The sequence below is a fragment of the Pseudomonas phoenicis genome (genome assembly GCF_047302395.1).
GTDB lineage: Bacteria > Pseudomonadota > Gammaproteobacteria > Pseudomonadales > Pseudomonadaceae > Aquipseudomonas.
This window is the reverse complement of the sequence record NZ_CP154852.1, coordinates 1,758,262-1,776,743: the sequence shown is the minus strand read 5'-3', so window position 1 is coordinate 1,776,743 and position 18,482 is coordinate 1,758,262. Positions and strand designations below refer to the sequence as shown.

Annotated in this window: 12 protein-coding genes; 9 read left to right on the top strand and 3 right to left on the bottom strand. The window is 60.1% G+C overall.

Annotated features, from left to right (window positions below; translation table 11 throughout):
• Positions 1-66: 66 nt before the first annotated feature.
• Positions 67-699 carry an SCO family protein gene (locus AA0Z93_RS08050; protein ID WP_413045614.1) on the bottom strand — a complete coding sequence of 211 codons (633 nt, stop codon included), beginning with the start codon at positions 697-699 and terminating at the stop codon, positions 67-69.
• A 421-nt stretch (positions 700-1,120) separates the two neighbouring features.
• Here AA0Z93_RS08050 and AA0Z93_RS08045 point away from each other — a divergent pair, with 421 nt between their 5' ends.
• Positions 1,121-1,762: a hypothetical protein gene (locus tag AA0Z93_RS08045; protein WP_413045615.1), complete on the top strand. Its 642-nt coding sequence runs from the start codon at positions 1,121-1,123 to the stop codon at positions 1,760-1,762.
• A gap of 76 nt (positions 1,763-1,838) precedes the next feature.
• On the opposite strand, the gene AA0Z93_RS08040 is transcribed toward AA0Z93_RS08045, so the two are convergent.
• Positions 1,839-3,368, bottom strand: a complete 1,530-nt coding sequence (locus AA0Z93_RS08040; protein WP_413045616.1) for a SulP family inorganic anion transporter — start codon at positions 3,366-3,368, stop codon at positions 1,839-1,841.
• 191 nt (positions 3,369-3,559) lie between these two features.
• Positions 3,560-4,279 (bottom strand): carbonic anhydrase, encoded by a 720-nt coding sequence (locus tag AA0Z93_RS08035; RefSeq protein ID WP_413045617.1) that lies wholly within the window; start codon positions 4,277-4,279, stop codon positions 3,560-3,562.
• Between the two features lie 436 nt (positions 4,280-4,715).
• On the opposite strand from AA0Z93_RS08035, the gene AA0Z93_RS08030 reads away from it, so the two are divergent.
• From AA0Z93_RS08030 to AA0Z93_RS07995, 8 genes are all read left to right on the top strand, one after another.
• Positions 4,716-6,080: a TolC family outer membrane protein gene (locus AA0Z93_RS08030; RefSeq protein ID WP_413048325.1), complete on the top strand. Its 1,365-nt coding sequence runs from the start codon at positions 4,716-4,718 to the stop codon at positions 6,078-6,080.
• 44 nt (positions 6,081-6,124) lie between these two features.
• A complete protein-coding gene (locus AA0Z93_RS08025) occupies positions 6,125-8,287 on the top strand; it encodes a type I secretion system permease/ATPase (RefSeq protein WP_413045618.1) in 2,163 nt (720 codons plus the stop codon).
• Entirely contained in the window at positions 8,284-9,699 is a 1,416-nt protein-coding gene (locus tag AA0Z93_RS08020) for an HlyD family type I secretion periplasmic adaptor subunit (protein ID WP_413045619.1), read from the top strand. The genes AA0Z93_RS08025 and AA0Z93_RS08020 overlap by 4 nt, the downstream gene beginning before the upstream one ends.
• Positions 9,700-9,809: 110 nt before the next feature.
• Positions 9,810-10,313: a DUF5625 family protein gene (locus AA0Z93_RS08015; protein WP_413045620.1), complete on the top strand. Its 504-nt coding sequence runs from the start codon at positions 9,810-9,812 to the stop codon at positions 10,311-10,313.
• Positions 10,314-10,666: 353 nt separating this feature from the next.
• Positions 10,667-11,779: a hypothetical protein gene (locus AA0Z93_RS08010; RefSeq protein ID WP_413045621.1), complete on the top strand. Its 1,113-nt coding sequence runs from the start codon at positions 10,667-10,669 to the stop codon at positions 11,777-11,779.
• Positions 11,780-11,968: 189 nt separating this feature from the next.
• Positions 11,969-12,493, top strand: coding sequence for a hypothetical protein (locus tag AA0Z93_RS08005; protein WP_413045622.1), 525 nt, complete (start codon positions 11,969-11,971; stop codon positions 12,491-12,493).
• Complete coding sequence (locus tag AA0Z93_RS08000) at positions 12,494-13,009, top strand: hypothetical protein (protein WP_413045623.1); 516 nt, start codon at positions 12,494-12,496, stop codon at positions 13,007-13,009.
• The gene (locus AA0Z93_RS07995) at positions 12,966-18,428 is read left to right on the top strand and encodes a S8 family serine peptidase (RefSeq protein ID WP_413045624.1); all 5,463 of its coding nucleotides are present in this window, start codon (positions 12,966-12,968) and stop codon (positions 18,426-18,428) included. The genes AA0Z93_RS08000 and AA0Z93_RS07995 overlap by 44 nt, the downstream gene beginning before the upstream one ends.
• Positions 18,429-18,482: the final 54 nt, after the last annotated feature.

Here is an 18,482-nt window from a genome sequence, read left to right as displayed (position 1 = left end):
CCATTGCCATGCCATGCTCTGCTCCTTGCTGTGAAAATGATCGTCTGCCCACGCAGGCGGTGATGTTCAGTCGTGCTCTAACAAGTCGGGCAGACGCTCGACCAGTTTCTGCGTGCTGAACGGCGCCCGAACGAAGCCCCGTTGCCGTCCGTCCGGCCCGATCAGCGCCAGGTTGCCGCTGTGGTCCACGGTATAGCCCGGCTTGCGCGTGTCGGCTGGGATGAACGGAATGCTCAAGGCATTGGCCAACGTCTGGGTATCGCCAATCGACCCGCGCAGGCCGATGAAGTTCTTGTCGAAATAAGCCAGGTACTGCTTGAGCTGGGTGGCGGTGTCGCGCTCGGGATCGACGCTCACCAGCACCACCTGCAAGCGCTCCAGCGCCTGCTCGGGCAGTTGTCGCTTCACCTCGCGCAGCTGCGCCAGGGTGGTCGGGCAGATGTCCGGGCAATAGGTGTAACCGAAGAACACCAGCGACCACTTGCCTGTGAGCTGAGCAAGGTTCACCGGCTGGCCGTCCTGGTCGGTCATGCCGACCTCCGGCAGCGCGCGGCTTTGCGGCAGCAGGATGATGCCGGCTGCGGTCAGTGCTTCGGGATTGAAACGGGCTTTGCCGTTGAGCGCCTGGTTGACGATCAGGCCGGCGATCAGCGCTGCCAGGGCGACGAGGACGACGACGGTTTTCTGGGTTCGGCTCATGGCAAGGGCTACCGGATGGGGGGACGCGCGACACGGTACCTGAGCCAGGCGCGACGGGCCAGGCATGAGCGCCGTAGAGGTAGATACCGGGAGTACCGCAGAGAGGGAAAATCAGGTGCGCAGCAGGTCATCCAACGTGCTTCGCCCAAGAGCGAAAAGTGGTCTGCTATCACAGGAAAGATTTCAAAACGGTGTATCGATTGTGAACAAATCCATTCGATCGCGTGAGCAAGAATGGTTCTCAGCCGTTCTAGAATAGGCTACAGGCCCCGTCATTACTGGGTTTCAGCTCAAAAACTGCAACGCTATATATCTCAGCACCTAAATGGTGCAAAGCGTTATGACTAATCGGTCTTAAGCATTTGGCATACCGAGCTACCTTAGTGGCTTCCGTATGTCCTGCCCTACCCCTGGAGTTGTCATGAACATTGCCGCTTTACGCGAGCAGATCACCCAAGCCCATCGACACGAGCGCCTGACCGGCCAGCTCGAGCAACGCCTGGAACAGCAATTGCCCCACCTGCACCCGCTCATCCAACTGCCCGAGCAAGACGCGCGCGGCACGCTGGCGCGCTTCGTCAGCGCTTACATCGAGCAGGTCCCCGAGTTGCTCGAAGCCGCGCATGCGGTGTCGCGCGAAGCGGGTATCGAGGCGCAGATCAAACCGGTCCTGAAGATCGCCGAAGCTTACTTTCTACTGCCGCCGAGCGAAATCGAGGGCCATGTCGGGCTGGAATGCCTGCTGGACGAGGCCTACCTGGCGCACCGTCTGGTGGAGGAGGTCAACGACCTGTACATCCGCCATTTCAGCCAGCCGCTGATTCCTCTGGACACCACGGTCGCCAACCTGATCGCCCACCAGCTGATCGGCGAGACCTTCGCCAACCAGCTGGACGAGGTGGTGCACCATTCGGTCGAGCAGTTGCTCGACGAAGACAGTTTTGCCGTTGAGTCGGTCGAGCAGTACCGCGACACGCTGTGCAGCCCACAGACCGGCGCGGCCTGGAAGCGCTGGCCGTGCCTGTCGCGCCAGTGGGGCGTGGCGCTGGAATCAATGGCCTGAGGTGCGATCGTCAGCCGGTGCCCAGCGGCCCGGCTGACATCAGCCCCTTCTCATTCGGCGCCATCGTCGACGCCGATCAGGCCCCCGCCGAACTGCGCATCTGCCCCTCGATGCGCCGCTTCAAGCGGCGCTGCTCGATCCACAAGCGCGAACCGTGGGCCTGGTTGCTGCGCCCCCAATCCTCCAGCAATTCCAGGCAGGCATGGTCGATGTAGGTGACATTGCCCAACGGCACGTGCAACGTGGTCCCGGCCGGTACGGTTTCCAGCACTTGGGTCAGCGCCGGCACCTTGAGGAAGGTCGCGGCGCCGGTCAGACGCAGTTCCATGTGTGCGGGCCGGTCCAGCTCGACCAGGTTGATCTTCAGGCGCGCCGCTTTCAGCGCCAGGGTCAGCAGGGTCATGGCGAAGCCCAGCAACACGCCGGTCAGCAGGTCGGTGAAGATGATCGCCAGGGCGGTCACGGCGTAGGTCAGCATCGGCATGCGGCCGTACTGGCCCAGGCTGCGCAAGGCCTTGAAGTCCACCAGTTTGACGCCGGTGTACACCAGCACCCCAGCCAGGCTGGCGATGGGGATCTGCTGCAGTACGCTGCTCAGCGCCACCACGAAGGCCAGCAGCCAGACGCCATGCAGAATCGCCGAAGCCCGCGTCTGCGCGCCGGCCTGAACGTTGGCCGAGCTGCGCACGATCACACCGGTCATCGGCAACGCGCCGAGCACGCCACAGAGCATGTTGCCGACGCCCTGGGCCGACAGTTCGCGGTCGAAGTCCGAGCGCTGGCCGCTGTGCATGCGGTCCACTGCGGCGGCGGACAGCAGGGTTTCGGCGCTGGCGATGAAGGCCAGGGCGAAGGCGGCGATCAGCAGGGAAGGATCGGCGAGCTTGAGCAGGTCGTCGAAGCGCAGCCAGTCGATCGCTTCGGACAGGTCCGCCGGCACCACCACCCGGTTGACGGGTAGCGCCAGCCACAGGCTCAAACCGGTCATCGCCGCCACGCCGAGCAGGGCACCCGGTACGAAGCGCAGGCGTTGCGGCCGCCAGCGTTCCCAGCCCCACATCAGTGCGATGGTGCCCAGGCCCAACAGGCCGGCCTGCCAGCCGGCGCCCGGGCTTTCCAGCGGCAGCGCCGCCATCACCGTGGCGGGGAAGCCCACGAGATTCGCCATACCCGAGGGCTGTGGAGAAGCATCGAACATCACATGCACCTGGGACAGCACGATCAGCACGCCGATACCGGCGAGCATGCCGTACACCACCGCCGGCGCTGTCACCCGGAACCAGCAGCCCAGGCGCAAACGCCCGGCCAGCAGTTGCAGCACGCCGGCCAACAACAGGATCGGGCCGAGCATGGCCATGCCATGTTCGCGCACCAGTTCGAACACCAGCACCGCCAAGCCTGCGGCCGGGCCGCTGACCTGCAGCGGTGAGCCGGCGATGAAGCCCACCACGAGGCCGCCAATGATGCCGGTGATCAGGCCCTTGGCCGGCGGCATGCCCGAAGCGATGGCGATGCCCATGCACAGCGGCAGGGCCACCAGAAAGACCACGACCGAAGCCAATAACTCGCGCGGCAGGGCCGCTTTGATCTGTGTGACGTTCACCATGACGCTCCTTTCCTTTCCAATTTCCCAGCCATTCCACTGGCCGGTCGCACACAAGGTTCCCGAACGGCGCGCAGGCGCAAGCCGCCAGGGGAAAGTCCGGCAGCACGAACAGGGTCGTTTCGGGGAAAGCGATGACCGCGCCGTACCCACAGGGTACGGCCGGCTATCAAGGCATGTTCAACGTGGGTCGCTTAGTAGCGGCCTCTCGGAGTGGCGCAAGGAATCGAGTCGCCTTCGGTCAGCGGCAGGAAGCGGTCGCCGGCAGCGTCGTAGGCCTTGATCTGGCTGGTCTCGATGTCGTAGATCCAGCCATGGATGTGCAGCTGGCCTGCGGCCAGGCGCGACGCCACCGAAGGGTGGGTGCGCAAGTGATGCAGCTGGGCGATGACGTTTTCCTGGGTCAGCAGTTGCATGCTTTCGTGCTCCGTGCCGCAAGAGCAGTTGTCTTCGACCACGGTACGGGCCACTTCGGCGTGGCGCAGCCAGGCGGACACGGTGGGCATCTTGGCCAGCGATTGCGGGTTGAGCACCGCGCGCATGGCGCCGCAGTCGGAGTGGCCACAGATGATGATGTGGTGCACGCCCAGGGCCATGACCGCGTATTCGATGGCGCTGGAAACACCGCCGTTCATCTGCCCATAGGGCGGCACCACGTTGCCGACGTTACGGGTGACGAACAGATCGCCTGGCGAGCTCTGGGTGATCAGCTCGGGCACGATGCGCGAATCGGCGCAGGTGATGAACATGGCGCGCGGCTTCTGCGCGGTGGCCAGTTTCTTGAACAGCTCTTGCTGCTCGGGGAAGACTTCGGTGTGGAACCGCAGGAAGCCGTCGACGATGTGTTTCATCGCGCTCTCGGCGCTTTCGACCGGAGCGGCCGGAACGGCCTTGTTGGGGTCTTTGACGGGCATGGTTCATCCTCTAGGCGGTGGGCGTACAGTCCATGTTACCGGGGAAAAATGAGTGCTATGCGGGGATTTAGATGACACGCACAGGTAATTAATCACAGCCGCTTGGGACTGATTTCCTACGCTATAGAAGAAAACTTAACTGAAACTTAATTGCGACGACTCTGGAACGTGCGTCCTAGAGCGTTTTGGCGGGAATTTGATAATAGCAAAAAAGTATCAGATGCCAAGGGGTATGAGTGAAATTGTTGGTTGGTAATAGTGCCAACACAGGTATCACCGGTGGCATGTAAGCGAAATGGGACGTTGGGAAATTCCCCACAAATCACGAGGTGGTTTTCTGATTTCTAGCAGACTTTTCATCGCCCTAAGCTGACATTCCCTATTGCTCAGCCAAGCGTGAACTGCCGTGACTCGATATGCCATCCTGCTTCAAGTCATGCTTCGCGGCCTTCCAGTCTTCGTGGTACCGCCCTTGGCCTATGCCGAGCCGGTCGATCTGTTACGTGTCTATTCACAGGCCGTAGCGCAAGACGCCCGGCTGAATGCATCGCGCCATCAGTTCCAGGCGCAACGTGAAGATGTCGCACAAGCGCAGGCAGGTCTTCTCCCTGCGCTTACGCTCGGTGCCACTGCCGAGACCGCCCAAGACGACCTCGTAGCAGGTCCGCAGACGCGTAAAGGCATCGGGTATCAGGCAAATCTGACTCAGCCTCTGGTTCGTCTCGATCGCTGGTATGGCCTCAAAGCCGCCAAGGCTGCCACAAACCAGGCACAACTGGAGCTCGCCGACAAAGAGCAAGCTCTGATCTTGCAAACGGCCGAAGTGTATTTCGACACGCTCAGGGCCATCGATGCCCTGGCCGCCAATACGGCCGAAGTCAAAGCCCTCCAACGCCAGCAAGACCAGGCCCGTGCACGGCTGACCGATGGTGCTGCCAACATTACCGATGTACTGGACGCTCAGGCGGCCTACGACAACGCTCTGGCCAATCACAAGCGCGCCGAGCGCAAAGTGGCCGATGCATTCGAAGCGCTCAACCGCCTGACTCGGCAGACCTATACCGAGATCGTCGGCATTACCCACGCATTGCCCATCCAGCGTCCTGAGCCCAATGACCCTGGGGCCTGGGTCGAGCAGGGGCTGCGTGGCAACCTTGGTCTGCTGGCCAGCACCGAAGCCCTCGGCGTTGCCGAGCAGCGCATTCGCCAGCGGCAGGCCGGCCATGCCCCTACGCTCGATGCTGTGGTGTCGTGGCGTCAGAGCACGCTCGGCCAGGTCGGCTATAGCGGCCCCTTTGCCGAAACCCGCTTGGCCGTCGAACTCAATATTCCGCTCTACCTCGGCGGTCTGACCGTTTCGCAGGTACGCCAGAGCACCGAGCGTCTGGCGCAACGCCAGCACGAGCATGAAGACCTGCGCCGCGAGCTCGTCCTGCGAATCCGCAACCTCCATCGCGCAGTCAACGCCGACATCGAGCAAGTGCACGCGCGTCGGCAGAGCATCCGCTCGAGTCAGGCGTCGCTGAAAGCCAGCCAGGTCGGTCAGGTGCTTGGTTCACGCAACACCGCCGACGTGCTCGATGCCGAGCGCCGCCTGTACCGCGCCGTGCGTGAGTACAACGATGCCCGTTACGCCTACATCCTCGACACGCTGAGGCTCAGACAGGCGGCGGGCAGCCTTGCTCACCAAGACCTGGTCGAACTTTCCCGACATTTGCGTGCGCACAGCGATCGCCCGCATGACCTGCTGCTGCCCCCTGCACAGGCAGGCGAGCCGCCTGAAACCAGCCGCTCCGGCTAACCCTTCGTTTCCTACCAAACCGTACCGTTCTACATGGACGTCTCATGACTGAAGACCCTATCGCCCCTCAAGACAGCGGCCTTACCTGCCTGCTGATCCTGGCTCGCTTTCACGACCTGGCAGCCTGCGCAGACCAGCTTCGCCATGAGCTCGGCCTTGACCGCGCTTGCCTGGACCTCGCGGGGCTATTAACCGCAGCGGGCAAAGTCGGGTTCAAAGCCAAGCGTGTCGAGACCTGCCCGCAACGCTTATCCACCACGCCCCTGCCCGCCATCGCCATGGACCGTGATGGCCAATTCTTCATCATCGCTCGTTGTGAACAGCAACAGATCCTGATTCAGGATCCGAGAGCACATGGCCCTCAAGTCATCGACCAGGCCACCCTGGAGCAACGATGGGACGGCACGCTGGTGATGGTACGAACCGAAGCGACTGCACCTGGCGGGCCGGCCTCGCGCTTCGACTTCACTTGGTTCATTCCCGCCATCGTCAAGCATCGCAAGCTGCTGGCCGAAGTCCTGCTGGTCTCGCTCGTGCTGCAACTGTTCGCTTTGCTCACGCCGCTGTTCTTCCAAGTGGTGATGGACAAGGTACTGGTGCACCAGAGCCTCACCACGTTGGATGTGATCGCCCTCGGGCTGCTGGGCATCATGCTGTTCGAAACGGCCCTCAGCGGGCTGCGGCACTTCGTCTTCGCCCACACCACCAGCCGCATCGACGTCGAACTCGGTTCCCGCCTGTTCCAGCACCTGATCCATCTGCCGCTGGCGTACTTCCAGGCGCGTCGGGTCGGCGATTCGGTGGCAAGGGTCCGCGAGCTCGAAACCATCCGCAACTTCCTCACGGGCAACACATTGACCGTCATGATCGACGTGCTGTTTTCGTTGGTCTTCATCGGCGTGATGTTCCATTACAGCGGCTGGTTGACCTTGATCGTGGTCGCCTCCCTACCGCTGTATGCGCTGATTTCGCTGTTGGTGACACCGATACTGCGCCAGCGGTTGCAGGAGAGCTTCAACCGCAGCGCCGACAATCAGGCGTTTCTCGTCGAGACAGTCACCGGCATCGACACCCTCAAATCGATGGCGGTCGAGCCCCTGGTGCTCAAGCGTTGGGACGGCCAGCTCGCGGCCTACGTGGCGGCCGCCTTCAAGACTCAACTGCTGTCGAATCTGGTCAACGAAAGCGTGGGGCTGATCGGTAAGCTGGTGACCGTCGCCACTCTCTGGTTGGGCGCGAAACTGGTCATCGAAGGGCAGATGACCGTCGGCCAATTGATCGCCTTCAACATGCTGGCAGGCCGTGCGGCACAGCCGATCATGCGTTTGGCGCAGTTGTGGAGCAATTTCCAGCAAACCGGGGTTGCCGTGCAACGCCTGGGCGACATCCTCAATGCCCGCAGCGAATGCTCGACCTCGGCGCGCAGCGCCTTGCCGCCATTGCAAGGGCGCATCGAATTCGACCAAGTGCACTTCCGCTACCGCGCCGATGGCTCGCAAGTCCTGCGTGGGGTGAGCCTGGAGATCGCAGCGGGCGAGGTGATCGGCATCGTTGGCCGCTCCGGTTCCGGCAAGAGCACGCTGACTCGGCTGCTGCAGCGTTTATACGTGCCCGAGCGGGGGCGAGTACTGGTCGATGGGATGGACGTCGCCCTCGCCGAGCCCAGTTCCCTGCGGCGGCAGATCGGCGTGGTCCAGCAGGACAACATGCTGTTCAACCGCAGTATTCGCGACAACATCGCCCTCAGCGCCCCTGGCCTACCGCTGGAAGAGGTCATGCAGGCCGCACGCTTGGCCGGAGCACATGACTTCATCCTGGAGCTCAGCGAAGGCTACGACACATTGGTAGGTGAGCACGGCGCTTCGTTGTCCGGTGGCCAGCGCCAGCGTATCGCCATTGCCCGCGCCTTGATCGGCGACCCGCGCATTCTGATTTTCGACGAAGCCACCAGTGCGCTGGACTACGAGTCCGAACGCATCATCCAACAGAACATGCGCTCGATCTGCCAGGGTCGCACCGTGCTGATCATCGCCCATCGCCTCTCGGCGGTGCGTGAAGCCCATCGCATCGTCGTGGTGGAGCGTGGGCAGATCGTCGAGCAAGGCAGCCATGCCGAGCTGCTTGCCTTGGAGGCCGGCCATTACGCGCACTTGCACCGGCTGCAACATGCCGATGCGCCAGCGATGGCCAGCGGGGCACGCCCATGACGATCGAGACCACACTCTGGCAACGTTACCGCTTCGCCTGGAAACAGGCCTGGGCACAGCGCAAAACCGGCGCCGCACCCGCTCGGCTGCGCCATGAGATCGACTTCCTGCCCGCCGCGTTGGCGCTTCAGGACGCGCCGCCGCACCCCGCACCGCGCTGGTTCGCGTGGGGCATCATGGCGTTCGCAGGCCTGGCGCTGCTGTGGGCGTGCCTGGGCCGAATCGATGTGGTCGCGGTGGCCAGTGGCAAGGTGGTCCCCAGCGGTCGGACCAAGCTGATCCAGCCCAGTGAAACTGCTGTGGTCAAAGCCATCCACGTCACCGACGGCCAACGCGTAGAGGCCGGTGAGTTGCTGCTGGAGCTGGACCCGACCACCGCCGATGCCGAGGTGCGCCGCAGCGAAAGCGAGCTGATGGCCGCCCGCATCGACGTCGCCCGTAGCACGACCCTGCTCGACGCGATCGCCAATGGCCGGGCGCCTCAAGCCCTGCAAGGCGACTTGTCCACGGTCGACACCCCTGCGGTTCGCGATGCCCTGTACTGGGTGCAAGGCCAATACCAGGAATACCGTAACAACCTTGACCAAGCCGAAGCCGAGGTGCAGCGCCATGGCGTGCAGATCCAGGCGGCCCAGGCCCAAGTTGCCGGGCTGCGCAAAACGCTGCCGATCGCTGCGCAACTGGCCGAGGACTACCGTCACTTGCTGGCGCAGCAATACGTCGCTCGCCACGAATACCTCGACAAGCACCAGGCCCATCTCGACCTACAGCGCCAGTTACAAATGCAGCAAGACAGCGTGCGCCAAGCCAATGCGGCCCAGGCCGAAGCCCGCAAACGCCGCGAAGGCGTGGTCGCGCAGGCCAGGCGCAGCATGCTCGATCTGCAGCAAACCGCCGGGCAGAACGTTGCCAGCCTGCGCCAGGCGCTGGCCAAAGCGCGTTACCACGAAGCACGCACACAACTGCTCGCGCCCGTGGCAGGCACCGTGCAGCAGCTGGCCGTACATACTGTCGGCGGTGTGGCTACCCCCGCCCAGGCGTTGATGGTCATCGTCCCGCACGACCAGCCGGTCGAGGTCCAGGCGCTACTTGAGAACAAAGACGTCGGCTTCGTCCAGGCCGGCCAGACCGTGACGGTCAAGGTCGAGACCTTCACCTACACCCGCTACGGCACCGTCGAGGGCGAGGTGCTGAGCGTGTCGCGCGATGCCATCGAAGATGAGCGCAAAGGCCTGGTGTACAGCAGCCGGATTCGGCTGGCGCAGGACCACTTGCAGGTGAAGGGCAAGGAAGTGCCGTTGACGCCAGGTATGGCAGTAAGCGCGGAGATCAAGACGGACCAGCGAAGTGTGATCAGTTATTTCCTGAGCCCGTTGCAACAGCATGTGCAGGAAAGTTTGCGGGAGCGGTGAGCCCAACGAGCGTTTTTATCAACGATCTTGATGGTTTTGATCAAGCATCAATGGTTATAAAAAGCTACACGGCATCCAACCACAAGCAATTCAAGACCCAGGAGTTTTAAATGATCGAATACACATACTTTTGGCTGTGGATAATTAAAGAAACATTTCTCTGGCTGATATTGCCTGCACCGCTAGACATCCTGCAGCCGTTTGAGAAGATAGAAGATGCACGGGTGAGCAGCGCCGAATTTGTTGCACACAGGGAAAAACATTATGCGTTTTCTTTAGCGTTCGTTCGGCCTGAAAAACTAAGCGACATCGATAAGCAAGAAAAGATCACCGGCACGGCTCATGACAACGGCACTCCCATTAATGTTCAAATTACGGTGCATAGAGATAACCGAATATATCTCAATCGAGAATTTTCTGTCGATGGCACTTACTGGACTCGAACCTATTCGCTTGGCGGACGTACGTTTCATGCTGACATGAGGCAGGTCCATACAGTCAAACTACCACCTGGTAATTACAAAGTGGTTATGAGACTTATAGATAAAAATCTGAAATTTGAAAATATCGAAATGCATGGTTTATACAGGAGCTTCCGTTCAAATAAAAATTAGACCCGGATTACTTTTGGTCGAGTAGGCATATCACCCTCTCATAGTGAAGATGCGCCTCATGAATAGTCGGCCCTCTAAAATTCTTGGCCGTTATGACTTCTTTACAGCAAACGCCCGATCGAGAAAATCATCTCACAACAGTTTGGTCGTATTGAATAAAGCAAAGGCTGAGTCTAGTAATCTAGCTCTCACTTTCACCCACTCCCAAAGCCCCCTATAGGATCGCTATGAAACCATAATAAGGCACCACAAACGCTCTAACACTCACATCACATCGAAACCAATCAAGCACTCCCTTAAGCATATCAACAACTCAATGATTCAACCCATAAAACTGGTTAATTGAGAATAAAATGAGCAAAGAAAGCCACTCTCTAACGATAAAAATAGCGACAATTGGAGCAGGATACGAACATCAAGCAGACAGCGAAAATCACAAAAAAGGGGATATAACCAAATCGACAGCCGGTCATATGTGGTACTCTTTTAATGATGGAGTGAGTTCGTCTGTAAGCTCCGGATTCCAATCTAAATCTGGAACCCCGTATGGCGCAGGAGATGTATCTATCTACGATGACCAAGCTTATCGAGAGACGACGAAAGAAATAACTATCGGCATAAGTGCATCCCAGTACACTAAACTTATCGATTTCTCAAAACATCCAGAAAACTATGGATTTGATACTAGCCGGTATAACGCCCTAACTAATAGCTGTATAGATTATACTTATGCCGCGCTTACCGTTATTGGGCTAAACCCCGAAAATGAGCAGGGTGACATACTCCCAGTCTTCAACGACGATAACATCAAAGACCTTTTCTACACCCACGGCGCCAATATCATCCGTGACGACCTGGTCCGCCGCGGCGATTACTACGAAGACAAAGAAGGCCAAAAATGCATCTGGCTCAATGCTTCCGACGTACGCAAACCGCCTGAGTCTTCCAGCCCGGTGGAACTCGACATCATCCCCTCCCCGCAACCCCAACAACACATCGAAAACGAAACCCAAGCCCAGGACGACGTCGCCAACGGCCACGTATCCCGTTCCGCCACCCACCGCATTTCCGCGCCCGGCGGCCTGCTGAACGCGACCGACTTCGCCTCCACCCAAATGGCCGGGCTCGCTACCGGTGGGGTGCGCCCAGGTGAAGTTCAGCTCGACGAAAACGTGCGGCCCAACGCGCACTTGTCCTCGTTCTACACCACCCCCGAAGCGCAACAGCCCAACTTCGGCCTGCGCAACGCCATGGTCCTCAACGGCTTGTCGTCCATGGCGGCATTCAATACCTACGTCGACCCTTTGCTGCTCGACCTCACCGGCAGCGGCGTACACATGATTGATCTCACCGATGTTAATTACATACCTATTGGCAGAAATCATGTTGCATTTACCAAAATTCACACTAAAACATCGCTTACCAAAAAGTATAACCCAGCATCTTCTTGCGGCTCACTAGCATAGTGCGTTGACATGCTTAAAGAAGCCAAACCACTTCAGACGAGGCCAGGGAGCTGCAATTTTATTTTATGCGACTTATAGCCCTTAGTTCACGCCAAAATTCGTCGAATGAAAAATTTCGAGCGCTTGTTTACAGATAAACCAACAGGCAGGCGGAGCCGAGGGCAAGTTTATTTATGTAGGGGACTTCACATGCGCAAGAAGACGGTGCTTTTTACAACAGCCATGCTGACCAGCTATACCGCAATAGCTTGTTCCTTGCATGACGCGAGAAACGATAAAACCTACACACTTAACTTAACGGAAAAAGAATGCAAAACGATTAGCTATATGGAGGGAAACACAATATCAATTCGACTAAGCCTTCTGGAAGTCGCAGCTATTGATTATAGAAGAGAGCCTGACCAAATAGACCTCAGATTAGTTTTTATAGAGGGTCACTATGACCTTTCGGCAAATATAAATGAAATATACTTTTCAAGAGAGAATGGCGGACTCAAGGTTTACAATACACCCCATGAAACCAAGTATACATTTATCGGCCAAGGTGCCGAACTTGTGGTTGTCAAGAAACGGGGTCGCACCTGGCTTGCAGAGCGACTAATTAACGGCGCGATTGTGAATTACCAGTATGAAACCAGATATACAGACCTAAAAAAAATGGATGACTTTGTTTATACCTACGTGAACAAAATTATGGATCAAAAGGAAAAGTAAATGAATACCGTCACCTTGTCTCCCGCGCAAATCTCAGAACTTCAGGCACTGAAAGACAACGCAAAATATCCAGAAATGTATTCGTACTTAAAAAATATTGTCGATGCCGAAAGATTCGCGACAAGCGACAGAGCAGCTTTAGAGGACCTGACCATTGCGTCCAACTGGCTCAAAAGCGCCAGCTCGATAAATTCCAATGACGGAACTGCTTTCAACGAGATCGTACGAGGATCGATGGTATTTGCAGCAGCCAGCCAAGGACGCTCGCTGACTGATGAAGACTTTCAAGTAGCATCGAATAAACTAGCTATCGATGTCGCCGAGACGGTTATTTCAAACGGCGGATTTCCTTCAGTTGATATAGTTATAAACAAGGACGTACAGTCGGCGGTTAGACACTTGAATCTTGAAAACTGGAATTGGGCCGGCACCATTGCCGACCAGTTGCCGATCGAGACACTAGGCCTTGGCCGTGATTTTTGTACAAATCCCAGGCGAAGGCTCGGAATACGCTAAAAACCTGACTATTGCAATCCTGCAAAACGCTGCAGGCTTACAACGCTACCTATGGAGTTTCGAACTGTTTGACGCCATTCCGCCGTGGAAGCTCGCCAAAGAGCTCAATCGCTACGCCGCAGACAACGCCTATAAAGTATTCCAACTGTTCGGCGCCGGTGAGGGTGAGACCCCAACGACGGACGCCAACCCGTCAATCGAGCACGACATCACCCCCTCCCCGCAACCCCAACAACACATCGAAAACGAAACCCAAGCCCAGGACGACGTCGCCAACGGCCACGTATCCCGTTCCGCCACCCACCGCATTTCCGCGCCCGGCGGCCTGCTGAACGCGACCGACTTCGCCTCCACCCAAATGGCCGGGCTCGCTACCGGTGGGGTGCGCCCAGGTGAAGTTCAGCTCGACGAAAACGTGCGGCCCAACGCGCACTTGTCCTCGTTCTACACCACCCCCGAAGCGCAACAGCCCAACTTCGGCCTGCGCAACGCCATGGTCCTCAACGGCTTGTCGTCCATGGCGGCGTTCAATACCTACGTCGACCCTTTGCTGCTCGACCTCACCGGCAGCGGCGTGCGCATGAGCGATCTCACCGACGCCGTGCTGTTTGACACCGACCACAGTGGCACGCTCAAACGCAGTGGCTGGGCGGACCGCGCCACCGGGATGCTGGTGATCGACGACGGCAGCGGGCAGATCGGCAATGTCAGCCAGATGTTCTCCGAGTACTACAAAGGCCAGGCAGGCGCCGAGGGCGCGGCGGGTGAGAAGCGCTTCAAGCATGGCTTCGATGCCTTGGCCAGCGAAGACGGCAACCAGGATGGCGTCATCGACGCCAGCGATCCGGTCTGGCAGCAGTTGCGCGTGTGGGTCGACGCCAGCCATGACGCCAAGGTCGATGCCGGCGAATTCAAGACGCTCGACGAACTGGGCATCACCCAGATCAGCGTGCGACCGGCGTCGACCGAACAACGAGCGCTCGATGGCAACCGTGTGCTCGCCAGCGGCACCTTCACGCTCAATGGCAACCAGCAGGAGATGCTGGCGGTGGACTTCCTCGGTGAGTCGATCAGCAACACCGTCGCCCATGAGGAGGGGGCGCTGCGTATCACCTCCACCACCTCGGGCGCCAACAGCCGTACCACCAAGGCCTTCTCCAGCCTGAGCGCTACCGGAGTGTCATTGGATGCGGCCGCATTGGGTGTGGACAACCTGCTCGGCGGGCCAGGCGACGACACTTTGAATGCCGCGCCCGCTGGCAGCTGGTTGGCAGGCGGAGCAGGTAGCAACACGTACAACGGCGGGGCCGGAGATGACGTCTTCGTCATCAGTGCCTCGGACGACCCAGCCAATATCCACGGCAATGGCGGTCGCGACACGGCCATCGTAGTGGGAAAGGAAGGCGCCACGTTGAACCTGGCGCAGGCCGGATTGACCATCGCCCAAGGCGGTGACGGCAACGACAGGCTCATCAGCGGCGGCCATCTCGGCGTGTTCTTGAAAGGCGGCACGGGCCATTCGACACTGGTCGGCGGTGCCGGCACGGACGTGCTGGTGGGCGGCACCGGACACAACACCATCATCGGTGGCAGCGGCAAAGCAGTCATCTACGCCGGCCCCAACGGCGATACCATCTACGGCGCGCAAAGCGGCAGCGTGATCCATGCCGGGGCCGGGGCAGACCAGATCTACGGCGGCGCCAGTGACGACGTCATCGAAGTGGGCCATGGTAATGCCAGCATCGATGGCGACGGTGGGACCAATCTGGTCACGTTGCACGGCACCCACGGCGAATACGAGATCACGCGTAGCGCCGAAGGCTATGTGGTGGCCGACAAGGTGGCTGGTCGGGACGGCACCGTCACCTTGAAGAACGTCCAGAAGCTCAATTTCTCGAACATTTCCGCTGTCGACTTGCAAACCCCCAACGCCATGCCAGTGCCGGACGTACTGAAGGTCGATCACGAAGGGGTTCCCTTCGAGCGCACACGGGCGCACCTGATCAGTGCAGCGAGCCTGCTGGCCAATGATTTGCTGCTGGGCAGCCAAGGCGGCCTGCGCCTGGACGGTGTTGGTGAAGCCGTAGGGGGTACGGTGAGCCTGAACGAGCAGGGCGATGTGCTGTTCACCCCGCAACCCGGTTACACCGGCACCATGGGCTTCAAATACGGCATCGTCGATGCCCAAGGCAATCCAGCGGCCTCGGTGGTGGCGTTGAGCAGTGGCGAAACCGCGCCAATGCGCGCCAGCGTTGCGCTGCTGGATGCGCAGCTGCCCGGCGATCCGCTGGCAGCGCAGCAGTGGTACTTGAGCGACACCAACATCCTGCCGGTCTGGCAGGACTACACGGGAAAGGGCGTACGCATCGGCATGTTCGAGCCGGGTGGCGAGTTCGCCACGGCACCGGAAACCTTCGACATCCAGCACCCTGACCTCGCCGCCAATGTCGATCAGCCTTGGCTCGTCTCGCAACGCGAAAAAGGCGTGCTTCCCGCCCTGGCTTCCAACCACGCCACCATGGTCGCTGGAGTGATGGTCGCGGGGCGCAACGAACAGGGCGGCGTGGGCGTCGCCCATGGCGCGACCCTCGGCGGCTTCTACCTGGCCAACCGAGGCGACGACCTGACCGGGCTGGGCAACATGGTGAACTTCGACGTGGCCAACCACAGTTGGGGGTTCAAGACCGACTTCGCCCTGGGCAATGTGTCGCGCGGCAGCCTCAACACCGCCAGTGCGTTGTTGTCCACCGTACGCTCTGCCGCCCACAACGGCCGCGGCGGTCTTGGCACCGTGATCGTCACCGCCGGTGGCAACCAGCGGGCGGCGGGAGGAAGCGCACAGGGCTCGTTGACCAACAACAACCGCTTCTCGATCCAGGTCGGGGCCATCAATGCCAAGGCCGACCTGTCGACTTTGCAGCTGGGTTCGGCACCGTTTTCCAACCCTGGCGCCAGCTTGCTGGTATCGGCGCCCGGCAGCAACGTGCTGTCCACCAGCCGGCAATTGCAGACCGAACGTGGCTCCACCTTCGGTAATGACTACAGCAGCATGCAGGGCACCAGCTTCGCCGCGCCGATCGTTTCCGGCATCGCCGCGCTGATGCTGCAAGCCAACCCCAATCTGGGCTACCGCGACGTGCAGCAGATCCTGGCGCTATCGGCCGCACGCCTCGACGACCCTGCCACGCAGTGGACGCATAACGGAGCACGTCACTGGAACGGCGGCGGCCTGCATGCCAGCCACGATTACGGTTTCGGCAAGGTGGACGCCCGTGCGGCGGTTCGGCTGGCAGAGAGCTGGACCGCGAAACAGGTTGGCGCCGATGAGGGCGTTCTGACTGCCAGCAGCGGGGAGCTGGCCCAAGCACTCAGCGCCGGCGGCAGTCTGCGCAACGAACTGCAGGTGGCGGCTGGGCTGAAAGTCGAGCATGTCGAGGTCGAGCTGGACGCGACCCTGGGTCGGTTGGGCGATGTCGGTCTGGTGCTGGTTTCGCCGAGCGGCCAGCGCAGCGTGCTGCTCGACCGCCATGGCAAGGTACCCCAAGGCACGACCGGCGCCAGCGATACCGACGTCGGCAGCACCCGCTCCGGCGCCTTCGTCTACAGCTTCATGAGCACTCACCACCTGGGCGAGCGTTCCGCCGGCACTTGGGCGCTGGAGCTGACGGATGCCGCTGGCGGTGAGCCTGTCACCCTCAACAACTGGGCGCTGCGTTTGTACGGCAGCTCCGACAATGCTGACGACACCTATTTCTATACCGATGAGTTCCCCGTCGCCCAGCAAAGCCAAGCCGAGCGCGGTGTATTGGACGATGCGGTCAATGGCACGGCAGGCGGGCGCAACACGCTGAACTTCGCGGCAGTCAGCGGCAATGTGGAGGTGTCGCTGGAAACCGGCTTGGCCCATGTGGCCGGAGCGGCGCTAACCTTGACCAACCCAGCCACCGTACACAACGTGATCGGCGGCGATGGCAACGACACCCTGGTGGCCGGGCCTGAGGACGCGTTGCTTCATGGCGGTCGCGGCATCAATAGCCTGACCGGCGGCAGCGGCCAGGACCTGTTCGTGGTACAGCGGCGTGAGGGCGGCCAGGACACCATTCATCGCTTCGAAACCAACAAGCCTGAAGTGATCAATCTGGTGGGCTTTGCTGACAAATCATTCGCTGACTTGGTCATGACGCAGCAGGACACAGACGTTCGAGTCGACCTTGGAGGTGGCCAACAGCTTCTGCTCAGCGGCCAAACTGTGGAAAGCCTCAGCGCAGCCCACTTCGGTTTCCAAGATCGCTTTTCCCCTCCTGCGCGTTACATCAATAGCCTGGAAGCGAAAACCGAACAAAATCTGCAAACCGGAACCGTCGTGCTCAACGGTGGCGCAGAAGGGATCAGCTTGACGACCGGGCCCGACGGGCAGTTCGTATTTGCTTTGGCCGGTACGGTCTATGGCCCGGATGGAGCGTCCGCTGACCGCTTCGTCATCAGCCATCAACCTGAGGCCAAAGACTATGGCAATGTCTTGCGCGGTTTCCGCCATGGCATCGACAAGATCGACTTGAGCCAGATTGGCGTGACGCGCTTCGAAGAGCTGAGCATCGTCAAGCAGGAACGCGGCAACTTCAACGGTCTGCCGCAGATCCATGGGGTCGATGTCAGCACGCAGGTGCTCAGAGGCGCCGAACAGCCGGTGAAGCTGCTCTACCTCGACACCCTCGAAGTCTCGCAACTCGATGCCAACGACTTCATCTTCGCAACCGCGCACCTGCCATTGGAAGGCGAGCAGCCCGAGTCGGCACCGCTGCAACACGCAATCGCCACACCCGTACAGCCTGAGACGTCCGAGATTACAGAGATACCTGGCCTTCAGCCTGTCGATGGGCCGGCACCAGAGCAAAGGCTTCTTGGCGCAGCCGTTGCTCGCGACCGCCCCGCAACGTTCGAGCTTGCAGATGGGATTCGCAACCTTCCGGTCGATATCGAAATGCGATCGGACATTGCAGCGCGACTGGCCGCTGTGAACGAGCGAATCGAGTCGGCGACACGTGTACGACCTACCCACCAGTCGATCGAAGAGCGCCTTGCCGAGCTGCGTGCGCTCAGGCCGATTGGACCCGAGGTGCTCGCCCATAGGGACATCGGCAGAGTGGGTCCAACTCTCGAAGCGGTACCGTTCGATGACACCAAGACTGCTAGCACCCCGCTGGATCCGCTGCGGCTCGATAAATTACGGGCCGAGGCTTGGACGAAAACGTCGGGCGGTGTAGACATCGCTCGAGGGCGCCCGGAAGATCTGGCGCTGACTGCCGATCAGCTGGTGCAGGCCATGGCCGCCTTTGCTCCCGCGCCCCCGGCGCTGCCCAACTTCGACGCGACGCACGCACAAACGGTGCAGCCGGTGCTCGCGGCCAATTGGCAATGAGTTGACCGTGAATGCGGGTGACCTTGAGTGCTCAAAGTCGAGCCCAAGGCACCT

Coding starts and splice junctions, on each gene's coding strand:
- AA0Z93_RS08050 (WP_413045614.1), bottom strand. CDS start 699: ATGAGCCGAACCCAGAAAACCGTCGTCGTCCTCGTCGCCCTGGCAGCG.
- AA0Z93_RS08045 (WP_413045615.1), top strand. CDS start 1,121: ATGAACATTGCCGCTTTACGCGAGCAGATCACCCAAGCCCATCGACAC.
- AA0Z93_RS08040 (WP_413045616.1), bottom strand. CDS start 3,368: ATGGTGAACGTCACACAGATCAAAGCGGCCCTGCCGCGCGAGTTATTG.
- AA0Z93_RS08035 (WP_413045617.1), bottom strand. CDS start 4,279: ATGCCCGTCAAAGACCCCAACAAGGCCGTTCCGGCCGCTCCGGTCGAA.
- AA0Z93_RS08030 (WP_413048325.1), top strand. CDS start 4,716: ATGCTTCGCGGCCTTCCAGTCTTCGTGGTACCGCCCTTGGCCTATGCC.
- AA0Z93_RS08025 (WP_413045618.1), top strand. CDS start 6,125: ATGACTGAAGACCCTATCGCCCCTCAAGACAGCGGCCTTACCTGCCTG.
- AA0Z93_RS08020 (WP_413045619.1), top strand. CDS start 8,284: ATGACGATCGAGACCACACTCTGGCAACGTTACCGCTTCGCCTGGAAA.
- AA0Z93_RS08015 (WP_413045620.1), top strand. CDS start 9,810: ATGATCGAATACACATACTTTTGGCTGTGGATAATTAAAGAAACATTT.
- AA0Z93_RS08010 (WP_413045621.1), top strand. CDS start 10,667: ATGAGCAAAGAAAGCCACTCTCTAACGATAAAAATAGCGACAATTGGA.
- AA0Z93_RS08005 (WP_413045622.1), top strand. CDS start 11,969: ATGCGCAAGAAGACGGTGCTTTTTACAACAGCCATGCTGACCAGCTAT.
- AA0Z93_RS08000 (WP_413045623.1), top strand. CDS start 12,494: ATGAATACCGTCACCTTGTCTCCCGCGCAAATCTCAGAACTTCAGGCA.